This is a genomic window from Actinomadura darangshiensis (genome assembly GCF_004349235.1).
In the GTDB taxonomy this organism is placed as follows: Bacteria; Actinomycetota; Actinomycetes; order Streptosporangiales; family Streptosporangiaceae; genus Spirillospora; species Spirillospora darangshiensis.
This window is the reverse complement of the sequence record NZ_SMKY01000013.1, coordinates 1-20,893: the sequence shown is the minus strand read 5'-3', so window position 1 is coordinate 20,893 and position 20,893 is coordinate 1. Positions and strand designations below refer to the sequence as shown.

At 65.0% G+C, this 20,893-nt stretch carries 18 protein-coding genes and 1 pseudogene; 5 read left to right on the top strand and 14 right to left on the bottom strand.

Annotation, left to right across the window (positions count from 1 at the left end):
• Window positions 1–110 precede the first annotated feature (110 nt).
• Window positions 111–1,301 carry an NAD(P)-dependent malic enzyme gene (locus tag E1293_RS05000; RefSeq protein ID WP_132194281.1) on the top strand — a complete coding sequence of 397 codons (1,191 nt, stop codon included), beginning with the start codon at window positions 111–113 and terminating at the stop codon, window positions 1,299–1,301.
• A gap of 45 nt (window positions 1,302–1,346) precedes the next feature.
• Here the strand turns inward: E1293_RS05000 and E1293_RS04995 are convergent, their stop codons facing one another.
• The 5 genes from E1293_RS04995 to E1293_RS04975 form a co-directional block, all read right to left on the bottom strand.
• Window positions 1,347–1,730, bottom strand: a complete 384-nt coding sequence (locus E1293_RS04995) for a PIN domain-containing protein (RefSeq protein ID WP_132194279.1) — start codon at window positions 1,728–1,730, stop codon at window positions 1,347–1,349.
• A complete protein-coding gene (locus tag E1293_RS04990; protein ID WP_132194277.1) occupies window positions 1,730–2,017 on the bottom strand; it encodes a hypothetical protein in 288 nt (95 codons plus the stop codon). Before E1293_RS04990 ends, E1293_RS04995 begins: the two co-directional genes overlap by 1 nt.
• Window positions 2,018–2,147: 130 nt before the next feature.
• The gene (locus E1293_RS04985) at window positions 2,148–2,675 is read right to left on the bottom strand and encodes a GNAT family N-acetyltransferase (RefSeq protein ID WP_132194275.1); all 528 of its coding nucleotides are present in this window, start codon (window positions 2,673–2,675) and stop codon (window positions 2,148–2,150) included.
• Window positions 2,672–2,968: a type II toxin-antitoxin system TacA family antitoxin gene (locus E1293_RS04980; RefSeq protein ID WP_132194273.1), complete on the bottom strand. Its 297-nt coding sequence runs from the start codon at window positions 2,966–2,968 to the stop codon at window positions 2,672–2,674. The genes E1293_RS04985 and E1293_RS04980 overlap by 4 nt, the downstream gene beginning before the upstream one ends.
• Window positions 2,969–3,197: 229 nt before the next feature.
• A complete protein-coding gene (locus E1293_RS04975) occupies window positions 3,198–3,824 on the bottom strand; it encodes a peroxiredoxin-like family protein (RefSeq protein ID WP_165978081.1) in 627 nt (208 codons plus the stop codon).
• Window positions 3,825–4,234: 410 nt separating this feature from the next.
• Here E1293_RS04975 and E1293_RS04970 point away from each other — a divergent pair, with 410 nt between their 5' ends.
• Entirely contained in the window at window positions 4,235–5,005 is a 771-nt protein-coding gene (locus E1293_RS04970; RefSeq protein WP_243716026.1) for a protein-L-isoaspartate O-methyltransferase family protein, read from the top strand.
• 51 nt (window positions 5,006–5,056) lie between these two features.
• Here the strand turns inward: E1293_RS04970 and E1293_RS04965 are convergent, their stop codons facing one another.
• The gene (locus tag E1293_RS04965) at window positions 5,057–5,353 is read right to left on the bottom strand and encodes a hypothetical protein (protein WP_132194269.1); all 297 of its coding nucleotides are present in this window, start codon (window positions 5,351–5,353) and stop codon (window positions 5,057–5,059) included.
• Between the two features lie 200 nt (window positions 5,354–5,553).
• On the opposite strand from E1293_RS04965, the gene E1293_RS04960 reads away from it, so the two are divergent.
• Entirely contained in the window at window positions 5,554–6,405 is an 852-nt protein-coding gene (locus E1293_RS04960) for a helix-turn-helix domain-containing protein (RefSeq protein ID WP_132194267.1), read from the top strand.
• Complete coding sequence (locus E1293_RS04955) at window positions 6,405–6,653, top strand: DUF397 domain-containing protein (protein ID WP_243716025.1); 249 nt, start codon at window positions 6,405–6,407, stop codon at window positions 6,651–6,653. Before E1293_RS04960 ends, E1293_RS04955 begins: the two co-directional genes overlap by 1 nt.
• A gap of 65 nt (window positions 6,654–6,718) precedes the next feature.
• Here E1293_RS04955 and E1293_RS04950 read toward each other — a convergent pair whose 3' ends face one another.
• The 8 genes and pseudogenes from E1293_RS04950 to E1293_RS04920 form a co-directional block, all read right to left on the bottom strand.
• Window positions 6,719–7,099, bottom strand: coding sequence for an Imm1 family immunity protein (locus tag E1293_RS04950; protein ID WP_132194263.1), 381 nt, complete (start codon window positions 7,097–7,099; stop codon window positions 6,719–6,721).
• An 86-nt stretch (window positions 7,100–7,185) separates the two neighbouring features.
• Entirely contained in the window at window positions 7,186–7,443 is a 258-nt protein-coding gene (locus E1293_RS04945; protein WP_132194261.1) for a hypothetical protein, read from the bottom strand.
• A 245-nt stretch (window positions 7,444–7,688) separates the two neighbouring features.
• Complete coding sequence (locus tag E1293_RS47275; protein ID WP_165978080.1) at window positions 7,689–7,838, bottom strand: hypothetical protein; 150 nt, start codon at window positions 7,836–7,838, stop codon at window positions 7,689–7,691.
• 22 nt (window positions 7,839–7,860) lie between these two features.
• A pseudogene (locus tag E1293_RS04940) lies at window positions 7,861–8,565 on the bottom strand (IS630 family transposase); the annotation flags it as partial.
• Between the two features lie 291 nt (window positions 8,566–8,856).
• Window positions 8,857–9,096 (bottom strand): hypothetical protein, encoded by a 240-nt coding sequence (locus E1293_RS04935; RefSeq protein ID WP_132194257.1) that lies wholly within the window; start codon window positions 9,094–9,096, stop codon window positions 8,857–8,859.
• A 71-nt stretch (window positions 9,097–9,167) separates the two neighbouring features.
• Window positions 9,168–9,407, bottom strand: a complete 240-nt coding sequence (locus E1293_RS04930) for a DUF2283 domain-containing protein (RefSeq protein ID WP_132194353.1) — start codon at window positions 9,405–9,407, stop codon at window positions 9,168–9,170.
• A 2-nt stretch (window positions 9,408–9,409) separates the two neighbouring features.
• Window positions 9,410–16,396, bottom strand: a complete 6,987-nt coding sequence (locus E1293_RS04925; RefSeq protein WP_132194255.1) for an RHS repeat-associated core domain-containing protein — start codon at window positions 16,394–16,396, stop codon at window positions 9,410–9,412.
• Window positions 16,397–16,493: 97 nt separating this feature from the next.
• Window positions 16,494–19,985, bottom strand: coding sequence for a LamG-like jellyroll fold domain-containing protein (locus E1293_RS04920; protein ID WP_165978078.1), 3,492 nt, complete (start codon window positions 19,983–19,985; stop codon window positions 16,494–16,496).
• 700 nt (window positions 19,986–20,685) lie between these two features.
• Between E1293_RS04920 and E1293_RS48485 the strand changes: the two genes are divergently transcribed.
• A partial coding sequence (locus tag E1293_RS48485; RefSeq protein ID WP_207938670.1) for a hypothetical protein occupies window positions 20,686–20,893 on the top strand: 208 nt, incomplete at its 3' end.

The following is a 20,893-nucleotide window of genomic DNA, read 5'->3' as shown; positions in this document are numbered from 1 at the left end:
CGGGTGACCCCCGTGCGTCGCGAGATGACCACCAGGTGACATGGCCACCAGACCAGCACACCACCGCGGCGGCATCGCAAGAAAGCCAACTTTCACTGACAGGGGTCGCTGTGGCTGCTGAGCCCATTCCCACCGAACCGCCCTCACTGGACGACGATCCGGCCTTCCCGCTGCACCGCGGCGGCAAGCTGGAGATGCGGTCGACCATTCCCGTCCGCAACAAGGACGACCTCTCGCTGGCCTACACGCCGGGCGTCGCCCGCGTGTGCACGGCGATCGCCGACAACCCCGAGCTGGCCTACGACTACACCTGGACGTCCAGGGTCGTCGCCGTCGTCACCGACGGCACCGCCGTGCTCGGCCTCGGCGACATCGGCCCGGCCGCGTCCATGCCGGTCATGGAGGGCAAGTCCCTGCTGTTCAAGGAGTTCGCCGACGTCGACTCCGTGCCGATCGCGCTGAACTGCACGGGCGTCGACGAGATCGTCGACACGGTGATCAGGATGGCGCCGAGCTTCGGCGGCATCAACCTGGAGGACATCAGCGCCCCCCGCTGCTTCGAGATCGAGGACCGGCTCCGCGCCGCGCTCGACATCCCCGTCTTCCACGACGACCAGCACGGCACCGCGATCGTCGCGCTCGCCGCCCTCACCAACGCGGCCCGCCACGTCGGCAAGCCCCTCTCCGAACTCCGCGCGGTCGTGGCCGGCGCCGGTGCGTCCGGCATCGCGGTCTCCCAGATCCTGATCGAGGCCGGCATCGGCGACATCGCCCTGTCCGACAGCAAGGGCCTCATCCACGAGGGCCGCGACGGCCTGAACCCCGTGAAGGAGCGCATCGCCGCGCTCACCAACCGCTCGCACCTGAAGGGCTCCACCGAAGAAGCGCTTCGCGGCGCCGACGTGTTCATCGGCCTGTCCGGCGGCACCGTCCACGAGTCGTGCGTCGCCACGATGTCGGACAGCGCGATCGTCTTCGCCCTCTCCAACCCGACCCCCGAGGTCCACCCGGAGATCGCCCGCCGCCACGCCAAGGTCGTCGCCACGGGCCGCAGCGACTTCCCGAACCAGATCAACAACGTCCTGGCCTTCCCCGGCATCTTCCGGGGCGCCCTGGACGTCCGGGCCCACTCGATCACCGAGGGCATGAAACTGGCCGCCGCGACGGCCCTGGCGGACATCGTCGGCGACGACCTGACCGCCGACTACGTCATCCCGGGCCCCTTCGACGACCGAGTGGCCCCCGCGGTCACCGCCGCCGTCGCCGCCCAGGCCCGCACCGAAGGCGTCGCCCGCATCTGACGATTCCCGGCCCGTGTTCCCTTCCGGAACACGGGCCACAGCCCGTCAGACGGCGAAGAGCCGGACCTTGACCCCGATGGCCTCCGCAAGCCGACCCAGATCGTCCGGATCACCGGTGACCACCGGAGCCAGGTGTTGCACGGCGGTGGCAATGACGATCGCGTCCACGACGTCCGCGGTCCCGGCCGAACCGCATGCGACCCCGGCGGCCCGCCCGGCGCGTTCGTCGTCGGGCCGGATGTCGCAGCCCTTGAGCACACGAGAGATCCGATGCTGAGGCTCCCCGCGCCACGCCTGGGCGAGGACGACCACCGGCACGATCGGACGGATACGGGCGGCGGTCAAACTGTCGTGCAGCGCAAGAAAGTCCGCGTTCTGCCGTTCAGCGGCGAGCAGGGCGCCGGCGTCGTAGACGACGACGGTCCGCACTAACCCGCCGCCCGCCACGGCTCGTCGTCAAGGAGCCCCGCCTCCATCATGAACTCACGGGCCCGCCGCCTTGACTCCTCGGGAACCTCGCCGTGCTCGCGCTCGTACTCCGCCACCAACTCCTGGGCGGCCTTGCGCCCCTCATCGTGCAGAGCCGCGAGACGAGCCTTCTCCACGGCCGCCTCGGCCAGCCAGGTGGACACCGGCTTGCCCTCGTCCGCCGCCGCGGCCTTGATCGTCTCCTCGACCTCGGGCGGCACCGAGATCGACAGCTTCCGTACGGTCATCCCCCCATGCTAGCGCCCGGTAGGAACACATTCCTACCACCACGAGGGCCCACCCGCTGGAGACAGGACGGGTTGCATGCGCTCTCTCAGGCGGTGTCCCGATGGCGCTCGGCATACGTTTGCCAGTCCCTCAGGATCCGTTGCCGAGCGCCTTGCGGAGGTCCTTCATCAGCAAGAACAGGTGCATCGGATCGGTGGGGCCGGCATCGAACTTGGCCAGGCGCTGGTAGAAGTCCCGGGCATCGTCGTTCTCGCAGTGGATCAGCAACGCGCGCACCCCGATCACCTCACCGGCGGCGGCGACCCGGCGCAGCGCGTCGACGACCAGGGCACGGCCCAGCCCATCGCCCTGGGTGGCCAGATCCACGCCCAGGCGGGTGAGGATCACGACTGGCTGGTGGTACCGGCCCGCGCCCTGGGCCATCCGCTGCGGCGCCTGGGCGGATGCCACCGACCCCGCGGCCAGCGCGTAGTACCCGACCACCCGCCGCTGCTCGTCGTCCCTGTCGGTGACGACGTACACCCGAGACGATCCCGACTGGTGTGCTTGAAGCGCATGCTTGGTCAGCCATGTGGACTGCGCCACCGAACCGCAGTCGAACCCAGCCAGGACGTGCGTCTTCGCCAGCGGTTCGACCGGACCGAACCGGACGCTCACTCCCCGGCCCCGTCGGGATCGGGCCCATCCAGCACCGTCGGCGTCTCCAAGAGTTCCCGGAGGCCGGGAACCTCACCCGGCGACCGCTCCAACGCCTGGTCGAACGCCTGCCAGCCCTGCTCGTCCAACACGAACACACGCCGGTCCGCCAGAACGTCCGCGGCGGCCTCCGTCGCGGCCTTCAACACGAACGCCGACACCGTACTCCCCGACGCCGAACTCGCCGCCTCCAGCAGAGCCTTCTGCCCCGGCTCCACCCGAACGTGCATCCGCTCATCCTTCGCACTACCCATGACCCCAGTGTACGCACAACGTACGCCAACCACTGAAGGCCCAGCCAAGACCTCCCCTAGAAGCACAACAGCGCGCTGACGAGCCCCAGACCGCCGGATTTGGCGCCGCGGCCCGCATGAACGACTGCAGCCCGACCTGGACCGGCCAGATCCCCCAGCCAGCCGACCGACCGCTTGCCGGACGCCCCGAAAACCGCTGAGGGAATCAGAGGGCTTCCGGCGTCCGGCCTCACCGAGCCGGTGACAGCCAGACCGGTTCTGAGGACGGCTGACGGATATCTGGACGAAGAGGGCGGTGCACGATGAGCGAAGCACTGGACCGCTTCCTGGCGACCGATCGGCGTTGACCTCGGCCAAGTCGAGGCCAAGCGCGCGGCGCGGCGAGCACATCGTCCCCCGGTGTGACAGTGATCCCCAGCGCTCCCGCGACGGTGTTGCCGGGATCCGAGAGCACCCGGAAGGAGAGGTCGTGCTTCGCCTGGACGCTCAGCGAGCCGTCAAGCCGCTGCGGGCTGATCGCGACCAGCACCGCGCCGCGCTCGGCCAGCGCCGGCTGGAGCCCGCACTGATACGTCGCCAGCGCCAGATTGCAGTACGGACACCAGACCCCGCGAGAGAACACCACCACTGCCGGGACGCTCCCGAGCGCATCGCTCAGCGTCACCGACGTCCCGGTCGCGTCCAGCAACTCGGCATCCGGCAGCGGCGCCTCCTTCTCGGCGACCCCGGCCGGTACACCGCGCTCCCGCAGCGCCTGCTGCTCGGCGGCGAACACCTCCGTCGCCGGATTAGCGGGCTGTTCCGCCATGGCACGCCCCATCTCGTCCACCTGATCGGCGATCGTCTTCTCGGACATCTCAGTCCTCATCACGAAGCACCCGGGCAATCACCCGGTCCCCATCAGCGCCATGGCCGGAGGGACCTCTTACCAACCAGTCCGGCCGTTCTCGTTCATGCCGCCGACCAGCCGGCATGATCGCCGCCCTCACCAACGCGGCCCACTGCGTCGGCAAGCCCTTCTCCAAACTTCGCGCGGGCGCGTCCGGCATCGCGTTCTCCCAGACCTCGAACCCATCCGGTTACGTCACCGGACAATAACTCTCCGTAACTTTCGCGCCTCGTTGGATGTGGAGTGCTTACCGTTGTCTCGACAGTGGAATCGGAGAGGTGATTTATGGGCAAACACGGCAAGCCGGCCACATGCACGGGCTGCAACGGATCGGGAAAGCAGGACCAGTGGGACGACGGGAAGAAGAAGGAAGTGACGTGTCCGCTCTGCAACGGCTCGGGGCAGGCGTAAACCGGGCCGACTTCATCCCAGAGCAAATCTGGATACGACCCGAAGATGAGCAACTCCGGCCGCTCAACCGCGCGGACGACCCCGAGTTGTGGGCGGAACACGTCGCCAGCGAAGACTCGGTGGTCACTCGGGTCAGCATGGACGCGAATGGAATGGTCTGGCCGACCTGTTCGTCGTCAGCCATCTACGTCATGCGGCAGATGATCGACGCGGCGGAGCTGAAGCCGGGCCTGAGCGTGCTGGAGATCGGCACCGGCACCGGCTATAACGCAGCGATCATGGCCGATGCCGGCGTCCGTGTCACCACGGTGGAGATCGACTCCGAGCTGGCCGCCGCCGCGTCGGCCGCACTGGAGCGGACAGGCTTCGCCGATCGGGTCACCGTGATCACCGGCGATGGCGAGAACGGCGCGCCCGAGCAAGCATCCTTTGACCGGGTCATCGTTACGGCAGCGGCCCGTACGATCCCGTACTCGTGGGTCGAGCAGACTGTTGACGGTGGCCGTATCGTGGTCCCTTACTCAGGTCCCGAATGCGCCGGAGCGCTCCTCGTACTCGACGTCACAGAAGGCGCAGCCATTGGACGCGCGGTAGGTGACGCGTTCTTCATGCCACTGCGAGATCAGAAGCAGCCACAATCGGTCCTTCAGGCCAAACGCGCACCCAACGCGCTTCGCCAGTTCCGCATCACCGTCACCCAGACCGGCCAGGAAGTCACCATGACCACCGCCATATGAACGCGCGGCCCCCGGACCGCCAGCGGTCAGGGGGCCTTCTGGCGTCGTGGCTCACTGTGCCGGTGACAGCCAGACCAGATCTGAGGACGTCCGCCGCGACGCGCTCTCCGGCGTAAGCCACCGCCCGAACCCGCGCCCGCTCAGCGGAACGGTGGCAGCGGACCCATCCGGCATCACGATCCCGAAAGCAAGGACCTCCTCCGTCACCACAGCGTCGTCGTCCTCACCGAAGTCCTCCCGCACCAGCATGAACAGCCGGGGCGCGACCCCACCCGCGAGCGCCACCGCCCACTCCGCCACCTCGGCGTGGTAGACAGGCAACAGTTCGGACTCGTGGACGTCATCCATCCGGATACTCCCTTCCGAGCGACCGGGCCGGGACGGCTCCGCCTCCACACGATGATCCGTCCCGGCCCCTTCTTCATGAGCGACAGCAGAGCGTGACCCATGGTCTACAGTTTGCATATTCGCACCGGATGTACGGATGAACAAGTTGTTCATCATGATTCTTGTGAAGTCGTGTCCCAGGGTGAGGAACGGAGTCCACCGTGGCCGAACGGCAGCGGGCAACACTGCGCTCGCAGTGGCTTGGGCAGCAGCTACGCGAACTGCGTGACGGCAGCGGCCTGATGATCAAGGAGGTCGCCGAGTACCTCCAGCGGGACCCGGGGACGGTCAGCCGGTTCGAGTCCGGCTTCTACCCGATCCGCCGCCCCGACCTGATGGCCCTGCTCGACCTGTACGGCATCTCGGACCGGCGGCGCCGCGAAGCGCTCATGACCCTCAGCCAGGACGTCTGGCAGAAGGGCTGGTGGGACGGCTACGCCGCCGACGTGGCAGGGTCGTTGATCGACTACGTCTGGTTGGAGTCGAGGGCCGCGCACATCCGCTCGTTCGCAGCCATTGGGGTGCCCGGTCTGCTCCAGACGCCCGAATACGCAGAAACCGTGATCCGCATCAACGACACCAACGCCACGATCGAGCAGATGGAGCGCTGGCACGAACTGCGGATGAACCGCCAGCAGATACTGGACGGCGACGCCCCAGCCCATCTGACTGTGGTTCTGGACGAGGCGGTCCTCCGCCGCCAGATCGGCGACCCGCATGTCATGGCGAACCAGCTCCTCCATCTCACGCACTGCGCGACCATGCCCACAGTGGATCTCCACGTCCTCCCCTTCCGCGCAGGCACGCCTGCCAGCACCCACGGAGCCTTCACGATCTTCGAGTTGCCTGCTCCGTTCCCGGACGTTGCCTACACGGAGACGATGGCAGGCGCCATCTACGTCGAATCACCCGAAACCGAACGCTTCGCCGAGGCTTACGCTGGTCACCAGAGTCTGGCCCTGACGCCAGATGAATCAGTCGACCTGATCTCGGCGGCAGCAGAGGAATGGTAGTGAGCGAGTCAGAGACCCCCGAAGCACTCACCCCCCAGGCGCGAGCCGACGTCGCCTGGCACATCAGCAGCTTCAGCCCAGACCACGGCGGCAACTGCGTCGAAGCAGGCCCCCTCGCGGACGGGACGGACCGCGTCGCCGTCCGCCACAGCCACCACCCCGACGCCGAAGTAATCATCTACACCCGCGCCGAATGGGAAGCCTTCCTCGCCGGCGTCCGCAACGGAGAATTCAACTTTTCCGTCTAGTGTCATGTGCATTTCTCTGGCCTTGTGGACGACGACAGGCATGGCACCTGACCCTATTGGTGGGATCACCAGAACTCAGGACGCCGCCATTGAACACATGTTGGCCGCTGCCCTCCAGACAGCAAAAACTCCTTAACGGCCCGACGAACAAGGTCGACAGGAACCTCCGAGTGATCCGGGAACTCGACCTCATTCCCAACGATGAAATAGGAAGCTACGTCTCTGCCTCCCGGCAAGCCATGTGAAACAACATTGCCATCGGCGTCCATAAACTCCAAGGCGCCGACTTGGTGAGTGCTGTCGACCCCGACCAGAAGTTCGTGGTCAGGAAATCCTGACGGCAGCAGACTTCGCTCCAGGGAGTGGGGTTCAGCCATGTTTTGATCAGCCGAACCAGCCAAGAGGTCATTGATCACTGCGTCGACATCCTCGGAGGTCCCCAGCATCACCCGGTTCTCGCGATGCTCCTTCCGATAGTAGGCCTCGCCCAGAGGCTCAGTGCCCGGCCTTGCCCGACCGGGCCGGTGCAGTGCTATTCGACCAGCCCCAAAGCGGTCGGCAGATCAAGGGCCGTAGCACTTCTCTCCGCGTTGGCCTCGTCGTTCGCGTACTCGAGCATGAATTCGGTCAAACGCCGCCGATCCGCTCTCGGCATTTCTTGCAGAAGAGCCGCGACAGGCTCCAGAAGACCCGTCGCCACATCAGGGTCGATATCGTCATCATCGCTCAGGTCAATGGATATCACTATTTCCACGAAAACTCTCGCCAAAATACGTTCGAAGTCGGTCACGGTGCCACGATCCTAATTTGATATTGGCGATCATTTGTTGGCACAACATAACAGGGCCACGGGCGGTTTGGGCAGCATTAGGAACCTCCCACACCAGTCATGTCATTCTATCCAAGCGCCAGCGACTGGTTCTGCGTCATCAGATCGGCGACCCATAGGTCATGTACGGCAGCTGTAGTTTCGGTTCTGACCTGCTGTGATCTAAGGGGATCTGTGGTTTCTAGACTTGAATTGTGAGTTTCTGGTCAGGCCGCGATGTAGGCGAGGTGGAGGTCGGCGAAGAACGACAGGACGAGCCGGGGAAGCTTCTGGAGCCGGTGCAGGGCGGCAGTGGCGAAGAGGCGGAGCTCCTTGTTGCTCTGGACGGCCTGACGGCCGACGCGGTCACGCTTCACGTTCTTCCACACCCACTCTCTCTCATCGGGGGTTGAGTTCGGGCGAGTAGGGCGGTAGGAAGAACAGCTCCAGGCGTTCGGTGCGCTCCACGAACCGGCGGGTCATCTTGGAGGTGTGGATGCGGCCGCCGTCCACGACCAGGAACACCTTGCCGTCGGTATCGTCCAGCAGCCAGCGGCAGAGGCTGATGAACTCCTCGGACTTCAGGCCCTCGTCGTGGACCATGAAGCGCAGTTTCCCCTTCGGCGACACCGCTGAAATCATCATTACCGATGTACGTGCCCCGGTCATTTCCACGACCGGGGTCTGGCCGATCGGCGCCCACCTGGTCCCGGAGTGGAGGTCGGTCCGGATGGCCGCCTCATCTACGAAGAAGATCTCCGCGCCCTCCTCGGCGGCCCGCCGGCGGATCTCCGGATAGGTCTCAGCCTTCCACTTCTCGACCTTCTCTGGATTCTGCTGGTAAGCGCGGTACAGCGGCTTCTGCGGCGACATCCCCAACCTCCACAGCGTCCTGCCCACCGTGGCGACCGACACCCGGATCCTGAACCGCCGGAAGATCAGCTCTCCAACCATCGCGCGGGTCCACAACGCGAACCCGAAGCTCAACTGCCGGGGATCGGCTCCCACCAACAACGCATACAACTCCCGCAGCTGCGCCTCACTCAGCTTGCCGTCCGAGCCGCGCGCCTTCTTCGTCCGCAACGACTCCGGACCGATCAGCCGGTAGTTCTTCCACCCGTCAACAACGTCGACCGATCAACCTCAACCGCGGCCGCGACCTTGTCCACCGGAAGCCCCTGCTCAAGCATCCGCACCCCGGCCAGCCGCTCCTCTACGCCCCTTCTTCGCCACAAGACGATCATTCCACTCAAACGATCACCAAAGTGGGGAAACCGCAGATCCTCTTAAATTATAGGGCGTAGACAAATTCATGATCACGGAGGCCGTGCCTGCACGCATCTCCGCACCCTCCACCCGGCCGACCCGAACCGGACAATCAGGCCGTGACTTCCACTACGCCGGAGCCCTGCTACCTCCCAGCAAGCCACGTGAAACTACGTTGCCATCGGCGTCCATAAACTCCAGGGCGCCGACTTGGAGAGTGCTGTCGACCCCGACCAGAAGTTCGTTGTCAGGAAATCCTGACGGCAGCAAAGTTCGCTCCAGGGAGTGCAGTTCAGCCATGTCTTGATCGGCCGGAGAAGCCAAGAGATCGTTGATCACTGCGTCGACATCATCGGCGGTCCCGGACATCACCCGGTTCTCGCCACGCTTCTTCCGATAGTAGACCTCGCCCAGAAACTTGCACGTGAAGAGTGAGAAATTCAGTCAACATCCAGTCGCTCGGCTGCCTCAAGGATCCACTTTGGCAGCTTCGAACTGGCGGCCAGGACCTCGATTCCTATAATGCGCCCATTCTTATCAAAGTCGAGATTGATCATTCCCCCCACCTCAACTGGATCACATGGATACATATGCGCCACTTCCGCACGGTCCGGATGATTGCTGAAATACAGGTACGCCGCGTTCGCGCTTTTGTCATATGTAACTTTTACATCGACCATGGTCACCGAACCCCCCTGAGTCTATTGATGTAATTCTGATCCACTCCGGTCATGACAGTATTGATGTTACCATCGATAGTTTTTGCGACGAATATCTTGGATTCGGGATCATAATATCCAGTTTTCCATTGATCGTCGTGATGGTAGGAGAATGGTTCTCTTGCAAGAGTCGCCTGAGCCTGCTCTTCTGAAACCCCACGCTGCGCCAAACGCTGCAGAGAATGACGAGTGAGGTTGCCAGCACTGCCAGTCGCCTCCCCTGCGTGGGCACTACTTTCAAGGGTTATATCGTAGCCCGACCTACCTTCGCACGAACATGTCGAAGCATGCCCTTTAAAATATCCGCCGCAGTTGTGGACAAGGACAGGCCGGTCACCCGCCTCGGCATAATACGTGTGGCTGTTGGCAACGGTGAGGTTGTGGACGCGCTGGTGATATGTGGTCCAGTGTTTGGTGGCGGTGATCTGGACGTAGGTGCCGGCGCTGGTGCGCAGCCACATGCCGGGTTTGAGATCGGCGGCCTTGACCCAGGTGTTGATGTCACCGGTGACCCAGAAGGGGTGGGTGTCAGTGGCGACGACGAGGCCCCTCTTGGCGGACTTGCCGAAGGTCTTGGCCGACCCCTGCTCGGCAGCCCGGCCAGACGTCGGGACCAAGGCCGGCGCATCGGAGTCCACGGTGATCTGGACGAGTTTCTTGTCGCCCTTGCTGGTGATGGTGCCCAGGACTGGTTGCGCGCGTGTTTCGCCTGTTTCGGGATCGGTGGCGAGGACTTTATCGCCGACCTTGACGTCTTGGATGGACTTGTGGGTGCCGTCGGCCATGAGGACGTCGGTCTCAGGAACGAAGCTGCTGCAGCCGCCTAGGCCTCGGACCGCCTTGGCCAACATCCGCCGCCCGGCCACTGCTCTGACGCCGGGACGTCCACGGCGTCCGCGACCACCGCTGAAGAGGATCCCGATCCCACCGTTGAGGTCGACCCATGCCTTGTTCAGGTTCAGGTAGAACATTGAATGGACGCATTCGCCCATATCGCGGCAAGCGTGCAGGGCGGCTTCGATGTCGGTCGCTTGGACAGCCGGGGCATAACGATATCCGCCCGGGTTGGCGAACTGGTAGAAGTAGTTCCAGAACTTTTCCCGGAAGCGCACGATATCGATGCTCTGGGGAACTGGGATGGTGTTCCAGGCACCGACTCTGCGTGCCGTTCGGGAGTTTATCCCTCCGCCGGATGAGGCCACTCTGGTGCCGTGGCCGTCGTAGACGTCATAACCGCCCTTGTTGTTCGGGCGGCGATCCACGCCATCGCCGTTGAAGCACTCCATGCCGTCCCGAGTCCTGCGGCACATGTCGCCGTCAGGGTCGGCGTTGGTGACGGGTGAGTTGTTGGCGTAGGTGTAGCCGTTCATCTGCTGCGGGTCGGCCTGGTCCATGAGGGGGTCGACGGAGATGAAGCGGCCGGTGCCGGGGTCGTATTCGCGGGCGCCCAGGTGGGTGAGGCCCGTGGGGTCCTGGGTACCGCCGACGAAGCCCTTGTCGTTTGGCCAGGTGGCGTCGTCGTCCATGCCGCGAATTCCCCCGAAGGGGGTGAAGCGGCGGATGGTGCTGGCCTGGGTGGCGGCGTTGATGGCGATCTGTGCGCTGCCTGCGTGGTCAGCGGTCAGATAGGTGACGGTGCCGTCGGAGGTGCGCATCACAACGGTCTGACCGGCGAAGCCGTAGTAGCGGGTGCCGGTTACGGTGGTGGAACCGCTGAGGACGCGGAGTTCGGTGCCACCGGGCAGGTACAGGGTCGAGCCGGCGGGGTCTTTGCGTATCAGGCGGTTGCCACCGGTGTCGTAGATGAAGGTGGCGTCATTGCCGTTCTCGGTGACCTTGGCCAGTTCGCCCTCGGTGTCCCATTCCAGAGTCTGGCCGGTGTTGGAGGGGCCAGCGTCGATGACGCGTTGCGTGGTGTTGCCGGTGGCGTCGTAAGCGTAGGTGTCGGTGCGCTGGCCTGTGGGTCCGGCCGAGGTGACCTGGTTTAGGCGATTGCCTTGTCCGGCGGGATTGTAGGTGTAGGTGCGGATGGTGTCGGCAACACCGGCGATGCCGTGCTGGGTTTCGGCTTTGCGGTTGCCGGCCGTGTCGTAGGTGAGGGTCTGCCAGTACGGGGCCGGGCCGCCGATCAGGGAATCGGCGGGTTCGGTGGCGCAGGCATCAGTGGTGCCCTGAGTCCAGGCTTGTGTGAGGCGCTGAAGGTGGTCGTAGGTGAAGCATTGGTTGTCGATACCGGCGGTGGTGCTGTCGGTGATCGAGGTGATGGCGCCGGAATCCGTGTAGTGGTAGGCGGCATTGCGGTCGAATTCCGTCCGGCCTTCACGGAGGGTCTGGGCAGTAGCCAGTCGCTGGGTGCCGTACTCATAGGAGAAGGTCTCGTAGACGCGTTTGCCGATGGTGCCACCGAGCTCCAGTCGCTGGAGTTTGCCTGTGGGGGTGTAGGTGGTTTTGCTGCCAACGTAGGTGCCGCTCGCGCTATGCAGGCTGGTCGGCCTCAGCCAGGTGTCATACCCGGTCTCGGTGTTCTCGGCGGGCAGGCCGCCGGCGGCGGGCAGGCCGTTGTATTTGAGGGTTCCGTCGAGGTTGTAGATGGTGTTGAAGCCGTAGCTTCCGGCGAGCGCACCCTGTTCCTCCGGGATGGTGATGCCGGTGACCTGGGGGCGACCGAGATAGTCGTAGACACGGGCTTGGCTGGTGTAGGCGGCGCCGTCATGATGGCGGGTCGCGGTGGCCGGTTTGCCCTTGCCGCGTACTGCGGTGTCGTAGGTGAACGAAGTCAGCAGCGGGCCGTCCGTCGCGTCCTTCCGGGTGGCGGTCTTGCGTCCGAGACCGTCGTATTCGGCGAAGACCTTCTTACCGCGGGCATCGGTAGTGGAGGTCAGCTGGTTCAGGTCGTTGTAGGCGTAGGTGGCGGCGCCCTTGTCGGGGTCGGTGGTCTTGGTCTTGCGGCCGCGTAGGTCGTAGGTGGTGGTGTAGGTGTTGCCGGACGGGTCGGTGACCGAGGCGATCTCGCCGGCTGGGGTGTAGGCGTAGGTCGTGGCGTCGAACTCACCGGCCGGGGTGGCGGCCTTGTACTGGCGGCGTTCGATCACCTGCCCGCGGGCATTGGTGATCTGCGCGGACGGGGTGCCGCCCTCGGGCGGGGTGACCGAGACTCGGTTGCCGCCGCCATAGGAGTAGGTGGTGCGCCACAGTTCCTGCTCGGGCTGGTTGCCGTTGTGCGAGGTGACACGCTCGGCGGTCTTGCGGCCGAGCCCGTCGTACTCGGTGCGGTTCTGTGTTTCGATCTTGCCCGGGGCGTCGATGCCGAACAGTTCTGCCTTGGGAGGTTCTTCTGCCGTGTAGGGCGCGTATGTCGTGACGGCCTGGCCGCGGTTGTCGTAGAAGGTGTCGCTGATCAGTCGGCCATCGGGGCCGGGGACCTGTGTCTGCCTCGGGCGAAGCCACCCGTCCAGTAGCTCGATCTTCGCAAGCCGTTGCGCGCCGGCCGCGGTGAGGCCTTGGGTGGTGACGGCGACGATCTGCCCCTCGGCCACCTGGTAGTCGAACTGGTAGTTCGGGTTCTGGCCGGTGGCCTTGGAGCGGTCGGGCAGCCAAACCTTGTGCAGCCGGCCTAGACCGTCATAGGCCAGGTCGCTCTTGAGGTTGTTGGCATCGATGATTCTGGTGGGCTGTCCCCACGCCGGATCCAGTTCCTTGACGGTGGTCAGTGCCGACGAGGCGACCTCGGGTTTGGCCGGCGGAGTGGTGGTCGTGACCTTGGTGGTCAGGCCCTGGGGATCGATATAGGCCGTGGTGGTCGGCTGCCCGAGCGCGTCCTTCACCTGCGTGACACGGCTAAAGGTGTCATACGTCGTCGTGGCCTGCGTTACATACCGAGGCGCGCCATCGTCATAGTCGGCGAGGTTCTCGACCTTGGTGATGTCCCCCTTGGACGGGGCGTCGCCCAGGCCACCGTTGTCGTAGTAGGTACGGGCATCGGTAACGACATTGTCCGGACGGGTGGGCGTTGTGGCGCAGGCGACCGAAAGGCTCTCTACCCGGGACGGATAACTCAACATCCAGGAGCCGACGTTGTCGACATAGGTGGTCAGGGTGCATTTGTCGTCAGCCGGAGTGGTGACGTCCCCAAGGTCGCTGACAGAGGTGACTCGGCCGATCCCGGGGCCGGAGGCGGTGAAGCCGGTTTCGGTCTTGGTCTCGGTCCAGCCGCCCCCGTCCTTGGCCGTCCACGTGTGAGACGAGGCGGCGCTCACCACGTTCGCGGTGATCGTGCTTCCCGAACGGGTCTGGGAGGCGGTCTGCACCCGCCACGGGGTGTTGACGGTCTTGGCGTGTACGTTGCCGCCGGGCTCGGTGTACTGAACGGTCTTGAGCGTGAAACCAGCCAACGCGTCGTGATCCGTGTAGGTGCCGCCCTCGCCGTCGGAGACGGTGACCGACTTGGTACCGCCGTCCTTGGTCTTACGGTCCCCGTCCATTCCTCGCAGGTAATAGGCATCACTCTGCGTGGCAGGATCGGCCTGATCGCCGGTGAACGTGCGGACATGCCCGTAACCGCGCCACTGCGACCAGGTCTTGTTCTTATCCTTGGTCAGTCCGTTGTCGTCGTCGAAATGCCAGGCCGCATCGCCCACGTACTGGTACTTGGTGACCATGTCCGGTGACAGGCCGGTCCGGTCGGTCTGGAATACCGAAGTGACCACATACTTGTGGAACCAGTCGGTGATCGGCTTTTCTCGGCCCGGCGGGGTCCAGATCACCGGCATGCACCTGGTGGTATTGGTCTCCGGCGTTGGCCGATCACTCAAGGAGCAGTCGGAGTCGGAGTAGTTGATGTCGATTCGCCCGCCGGATTCATCGTCGATCGCGCCGACCCGGTAGCGAACGTAACCCAAGATGTCGTCGCCGACTTCATCCAGCCGGTTGTCCATCTGGATCGGATGGAAGGTGACCTTCGGCAATATGGTCGTGCCACCATCGGCGGCGTGCCCGGTGTGCTGAATATCAGTCAGCAGCAGGTCACGCTCGACATCGGCCAAACCCCATTTGTGGGTCAACGACCAGGAGTCCACCGGTCGGTACCCCGACCCATCGCTTTTGAGGATCTGAGTGGTGACCTCGGTAAGCCGCTTGCGGGACCAGAACGTCGGCGCGAGGCTGCCGTGCGTGTCCTTGCATTCCTGGCCGGAGTCGCAGTGCAGATCCCACGGGACGTCCCACCAGTAGTCGGGCTTGTCGCCGATCTTGGACGGGTCGCAGTCGAAGCCGGTGTCCGGGACGCACCGCTCCGAGGTGGTGAAGGTTACCTGCGCGGGCGCCTTGGCGAACAAGGCGTCCTTGCGGAGCCCGTAGGAGATCGTCTTCAGGTAACCGCCACGTACGTAGGACGTTTCGTCTTCCGCCTTGAGGTTGCGGCCGTAATGGTTGATCTCTTGGCCGTAGGTGTAGTTGATGGCGTTGCCGGATGAGTCGACGACGTAGTCCAGATTCCACCGGTAGGCCTGCTGGCACCAAGACTCTTTGAAGGTAGATTTGTGACAGGGCTCGTCCGCATCGTCACCGAAAACGGGCACGGTCCACGTCGATTGCGTCTCCGGCTTGCCCTTCGTCCATTCCGGCAGCCGGTTCAGCCCGAAGAAGTACTGGGTGCCGTCGGTCGTCGTGACTTTCCAGTACTCCCCGTCCTCGTCGCCGTTGCCGACGGAGGAGCTGGTGAGCTTCTCGAACTTGGTGCCGTCGTCGCCCTTCATCCGCCAGGTTCCGTCGGACGCCTTGATCAGCTCCCCGCCCTTGCCGTTCCAGGTGACTGTGGCATTGTCGTACCCCCAGCACTGGTCCCCCGGTGAATTGCCCCACTCGTCCTTGGGCGCGCCATCATCCTCGCAAGATTTGAAGCGTCGTTCGATGTAGCCGGGCCAGAGGTCGAAACCTTCACCAACCCAGGACGGCTGACCGTTGGTGTTGGCGGTCTTGCCATCCACGCTTCCGGACGAATAAGAGATCTCGACCTTCGGGTTCATACCGCCGGGCACGGGTGGCACCCGCATCGGATACGACCAGGTGAAGTCACCGGTATTACCACCGGCGCTCCACGTCGCCGACGCCTCCAGCGACGTGGCCTTGTAGTCGCCCTGCGAACCCTCGGAGCCGGCCGTTGCGACCAGCAGTGTCCCGTTCTCTCCCGCCGCCGCCCGCGAACCGGAACCGGCCGCCGGAACCGCTTCGATATCCGCTGTGAGTGTCTTGGCAGCTCCGTTATTGCTCGCTGTGACTGGCTTACCCGTCCGACACTCCCGCATCGTCGGCGTGGTGAGGGCACACGATGGCAACTGCACAAGCCGCAACCGGGCGCCGTACGCACCGCCGAACGCCTGCGCGAACTTCGAGTAGTCCAGCCGCACCCCTACCCTGCCCGGTGCCGCGGCGTCCGTGCGGGCCACGGTGAACGCCAGACCGTCAACGCCGAGACTGCGGGTGGTCTGCTGACCAAGAACCCGGATGCGCACCTTCCCAGCGGCTGGGGTGGCAGCGTCAAGCGTCCTACCCGGTGGGAGAACCTCCACGGGGAGCTTGCCTGCGCGAGACGCGGCGGCGCCCGCGCCTCTCGACGACTTGGCCTTGCCGGTGGGACCCGACGGGACGCTCACCTCTGCGCTGCCAGGGGACGGCCAGGTCACCTTCGCGGCTGGGCCGGGCTTTGGCGGTTCGGTTCTGCGGGGCCGGACCTTCAGGTCATGCCCCGGCACCGGCCGCTCGTGAGTCGCCACCTTCGGCGGGCCCGAGGCCGGCGGCTCAGCCAGCGCCGATGGCACCGACAGCAGACCGGCGGGCATCACCACCGCCATGGCCCCCGCGGCCAGCAGAATGGCTCGGCGTGATCCCAGCACCAGCGTCCTGCGGCGGGTGCGACCAGACACCTTCCGGCCTGCGTTCACGGCATCCTCCATCGCGGCCGCCTCGCCCAGGCGGCGCACATCACAGGGGTCTTCACCGTCACCGCAGGGAGCGGAGCCGGTCGTGCGGCGCTCGGCCGCCGGTGTGCCGCTAGGGTCCGTCCTCAGTGGTGATCTCGGTTGGCCCGGCCAGAATGTGAATCTGGTCCTTGGTCAGCGCACCCTGGTAGACCCATATGTCGTCGATGGCGTCCGGCCAGGACTCCGTGGCGTCGCCGGTACCGAGCTTGTTCCGCCCCACTTGCAGGAGGGCGTTCTCAGTGGGGAACCCCACCACATGGTCCTCCTGTGACACCCCCGCGGAGGTCTCGTCCAGTTCCCCGTTGACGTAGAGGCTGAGGCGATCCCGCAATGCGTCGTACACGACCGCGATATGAGCCCAGTTCCCTTCAGGGAAGGCCGAGTGCGATGCCACCATCGGGTCGCCAGCGGAGCTGTCGGAGTTGCGCATCTCGGCCTGCCAGCCTCCCTGCAGTTCCGGGTCCTCGCCCGGGACGTACCGGAGCGTGAATACGTTGGCGTTGGCTCCGGCTTGGGAGAACACCGTGGCGGGTAGCTGCGGCCTGCCAACGTTGCGGACCCATCCCGCGACCGTGAAACTCTCGTCGGTGTGGATCACCCAGTCCTGCGACTGCGCGTAAGCGTGCTCGGTGGCGTTGAGGTTCAGCCCTCCCGCCCCCAAAGCCCACATGAACTGCGCGTCCGGATCGATGGTCGCGCCTTGGCTCAGGGTCAGCGCAGGCACCGGCGGGGTCCGTGATGGCTCACCGGGGCTGGAAAGGTCCACAGCCTTGTTGAGTTTCCAACGCGCCTTCAGCACCGGGTGCTGGTTGACGAGTTCATTGACTTCTTCCTGGCCCACGATCCGGTCGTAGACCCGCACATCGTCGATCTGTCCTGCCCAGTAGTCGACGGGAGTGCCGCCCCACTGCGACCGCCCGATCTCCAACCCCTCGCTGGCATTCCACACCGAGCTCACTTCGGGGCTGTCGACGCCCCGCTCACCGTTGACGTAGATATGCAGCCGTTTGGCCACCGCGTCAAAGACCCCGACCAGGTGCGTCCATTCATCGGTCTGAGCCGGGTCTTTCGACTCCGCTTGAAACCAGCCCGGGTCATCGCCATCGACGGCGGTCCTCGCGAACACCCACCGCCCCGTGGCCTCGACATACTTCAAGTAGAAGGCACTCTTGCTCTCGCCGCGGGCGGAGACGGCGGTGAAGTTCCTGGTGGGTGAGGAAACCGAACCGTCCGCCTTCAGCCAAGCCGACACCGCGAAACTCTTCGTAGTGTCGATCACCGGGCCATTCGTGGCCGCGTATCCCGTAGAGCCATCCAACTGGATCGCATCGCCATCCTGCCCATCAGTACCGAACGTGACGGTTCCGTGTGTCGCCGCCGAAACGGCCGGGTCACCGTCCCGGGTAACAGCCTGCACAGCCGTCGAGCCAGCGGGCTCGTCCAGGGAGAATCGCGCCTTAGGCGGTTTCCCGGTATTCACGCGGAACTGATAGGTGAACGTGCTGCCGTCTTGTGAAGAAGGAGTGAACGCCTCCACGGTCAGGTGATTCGGGCCTGACATCGTCGGTGTGATCTGGACCTGCCGCGCAGCGCCCGCACTGGTGGTCACGGTCGTGTATTGGACACCGTTCAGCCAGACTACGTACCGGTCGGCGAGACCGGCGGCGTCACTGATGGTGAAGGTGCCGGGGACGCCGACTCCGTCCGTCCAAGGACCATCTGCCGGGTAGTCCGTCGAGGTGATCGTGGGTTTGGCCGGCAGGTCCGGGTTGAAGAGGAAGTAGCAGCCCGTTTGCGCGCCGTCGTAGCTCCACGGGCCCCATTGCGCGCCGTCCCAGACGCGGACGCCCCAGCCGATACTCGTGTTCTTCGGGATCGTCGGCGGCAACTCCTGTTGGAATTGGGTACCCGACGTCTTCGGACCGACCAGACCCGACGTCCATTTCGGGCCCCAGTCCGACCCGTCCGGGTTGTTGGCCCAGTGCAATGTGAACTGGCCTTGCACCTTGTTCTTGTCTTCGGTATCCGGGTCGACGAGGGTCGCGAACACCGTCGGCACCACGTTGACCCACTTGGCGCTGCCCGACGAGGCGCAGCTCCCGCCGGGCTTGGCGAACATCGTGTCGGTGTCGGGCTGCTTGGGCGGGTTGTTGTACTGCACCTTCAGGTAGGCGTCATCGGCGAACCGTTTCCACCAGTCCATCGTCGACTCGCTGTAGGCCTTCAGCCCGAACGTGATCGTGCCGTAGCCCTTGTTCACCGCGTCCTGCACATGCGCCCGCAGCGTTGACCCGCCGAACTCCACCGGCGCCTTCGAGCAGAACGCCACATCTCGCGAGGCCAGATGCGCATCCCACACCGACGAACTGTTGGTGTTGTTCCACGTCGCATACGACTTCAATGTGTTGGTCCGCCACAACTGCACCGAGGTCTTGTTACTGCAGTTGTAGGCACTGGTCTCGTACGCGATGACCTCGGCGCTCTGGATGTAGCGGCCCTTGAGCGACGGCAGCGGCAACCGGTAGAACAACCGCTTGGTCTGGTTCTTGACGCAGTTGGGGTCCTTGGCAACCTCGCACCGCCCCATCCCCTCGGTGGACTTGCCGTTGAACATCGGATAGTTCTCATCCGGCCAGCCCGACGTCACCATCCCCCACGACGACGCCTTCAGCGTCCTGTACACCGGGTCGAGGTACACCGGGAACGTGGTGTCGGGCGCGGTCAGCAACGCCTGGTCCGGCGTCAATGTGACCTTCCCGTCGGCCACCGTCACCTCGATCGGCGCGGTCTTGGCACCCATCGCCGGTTCCTCGGTCGGCTCCCCGGCGTCTTGCGCGGCACGGGCTGGCGCGCTCGCGGGTTCCGCGCGAGAGGAGTCCCACATCTGCGGTGCGGGTGCGGCGAACATTCCGGCGCCCGACCCGGTGTCGGTCGCCGTCACCATCCCGCTCTGAGGGTCCTCGCGAACAGCAAGCCCCGAGGTCGACAATCCGAGCACCAGTTTGGCCACCCGCGGGTCTTTCGCGGCTTCGGCGGTCTTGACCGCCAGGACGTGCGCGAACCCGTCCGACAGTGCCCGCAGGCGCAGGTCGACGTCCGGTCCGGCCACGCCCTTGTACACCGCGGTGTCACCGTCCAAGGACGGTTCAGGCAGCGGCTGCGGCCAGGTCAGCGCCAGTTTTCGGCCAGCCCGGGTCAGTTGCACCATCGGATCGTCCCCACCGGTGGAGAACCGCAGCCCGACCGTGGTCGCGGCCGGCACGATCGCGTCGCCCGAGCGGTGCAGAGCCGTGTCGATGTCGGCCCATTCGCCGCCCTGGCGGGCACGGATCGGCTGGACATGCTGCTCGACCTCGATCCGGCCGTTCGGCAGCGCCCGCACCGTGCGACTCTCCCCCCGGCGGGAGATGACCTCGACCGGGTCCCCAGTCTGCTTCGCCACCGCGACCGCCTGCTGCTCGGTCGCCGCCGCCTTCGGCTCGTCGGCGTGGGCTACGGGTCCCGGTAATGGCGATGCCATCGGAACTTGCAGCACAGCGGCGACCATTGTCAACGCCAGCAAGCGGGCGATCGGGCCGGGGCGGCGCCACAACAACAACCGAAGAACCGACGCACAACGGCATGCCGAACCGCGACCCATATGAACCCCTAGGAGTAAAGGGTTGTTAAAGCCGCCTTAACGTAACCCGACGGCCCGAAGAGGGGAAGATCCCCGGTGGATCATTCGTTGTGGTGTAGATCACAGTGTGTTTCGGTAGGCCGTTAGGGCGACGTACGCGTCTTCTCTTAATTCCCAGCCAACACAGGCGACTATCAGTTACCGGACCCTTTCGCAGCGCGGTCATTTGCCTGATCAGACTTGCGCTGGACCGCGTTTGAAGCCCTCCGTCGCTGGGGAGAATCCGGTGCTTCAGAAGCGTCCGATCTGACATTCGGCGGGTTTGGTACGCCGCCGGATACGAATGGCCACGACTTCCTCGCTGTGCGTCGCGGTCTGTCAGCATTCGGCCGGATGCGGCCGGGACATCACGCCCGCCGGGCTTCCGGTGGGTGCGTCTGTCGTTGGGGGCAACTGCCGTTGAACCGGTCGGTGTCCGGCAGGGCCGACTCTGACTGAGGGGCGGCGCGGCCTAGCGGTTGCCCGTGACGGGCGGACTCTGGTCGATGCGGTGCGGGAGGTGGGGGGCTCGGAGGGGGCGGTAGCGAGTTAGGACTCGGCCTACTACTTGGGAGTCCTGGACGGGGCCGAAGGTCCAGCTGTCTTGGCGGCCGGGGGCCTGCTGGTTGTCGCTTTCCAGCCACCAGCCTTCCGGGGTCTGGTGGGTGGCTCGCTTGATGATCAGGAGGTCGCGGTGCTGTGGGTGGTGGGCTACGACAAGGGCGCCTTGGTGGGGGTTGGCGCCCTAGTGGATGAGCAGCCAGTCGCGTGGGAGGAGGGGGGGGTGGATCGAGCTTCCCTGTACGTTCAGC

Excerpts from the sequence above, each read along its gene's own strand:
- E1293_RS04990 (WP_132194277.1), bottom strand. The coding sequence starts at position 2,017 with ATGACCGTACGGAAGCTGTCGATCTCGGTGCCGCCCGAGGTCGAGGAG.
- E1293_RS04980 (WP_132194273.1), bottom strand. The coding sequence starts at position 2,968 with ATGGGTAGTGCGAAGGATGAGCGGATGCACGTTCGGGTGGAGCCGGGG.
- E1293_RS04975 (WP_165978081.1), bottom strand. The coding sequence starts at position 3,824 with ATGTCCGAGAAGACGATCGCCGATCAGGTGGACGAGATGGGGCGTGCC.
- E1293_RS04965 (WP_132194269.1), bottom strand. The coding sequence starts at position 5,353 with ATGGATGACGTCCACGAGTCCGAACTGTTGCCTGTCTACCACGCCGAG.
- E1293_RS04950 (WP_132194263.1), bottom strand. The coding sequence starts at position 7,099 with ATGCTGGGGACCTCCGAGGATGTCGACGCAGTGATCAATGACCTCTTG.
- E1293_RS04935 (WP_132194257.1), bottom strand. The coding sequence starts at position 9,096 with ATGTCCGGGACCGCCGATGATGTCGACGCAGTGATCAACGATCTCTTG.
- E1293_RS04930 (WP_132194353.1), bottom strand. The coding sequence starts at position 9,407 with ATGGTCGATGTAAAAGTTACATATGACAAAAGCGCGAACGCGGCGTAC.
- E1293_RS04925 (WP_132194255.1), bottom strand. The coding sequence starts at position 16,396 with ATGGAGGATGCCGTGAACGCAGGCCGGAAGGTGTCTGGTCGCACCCGC.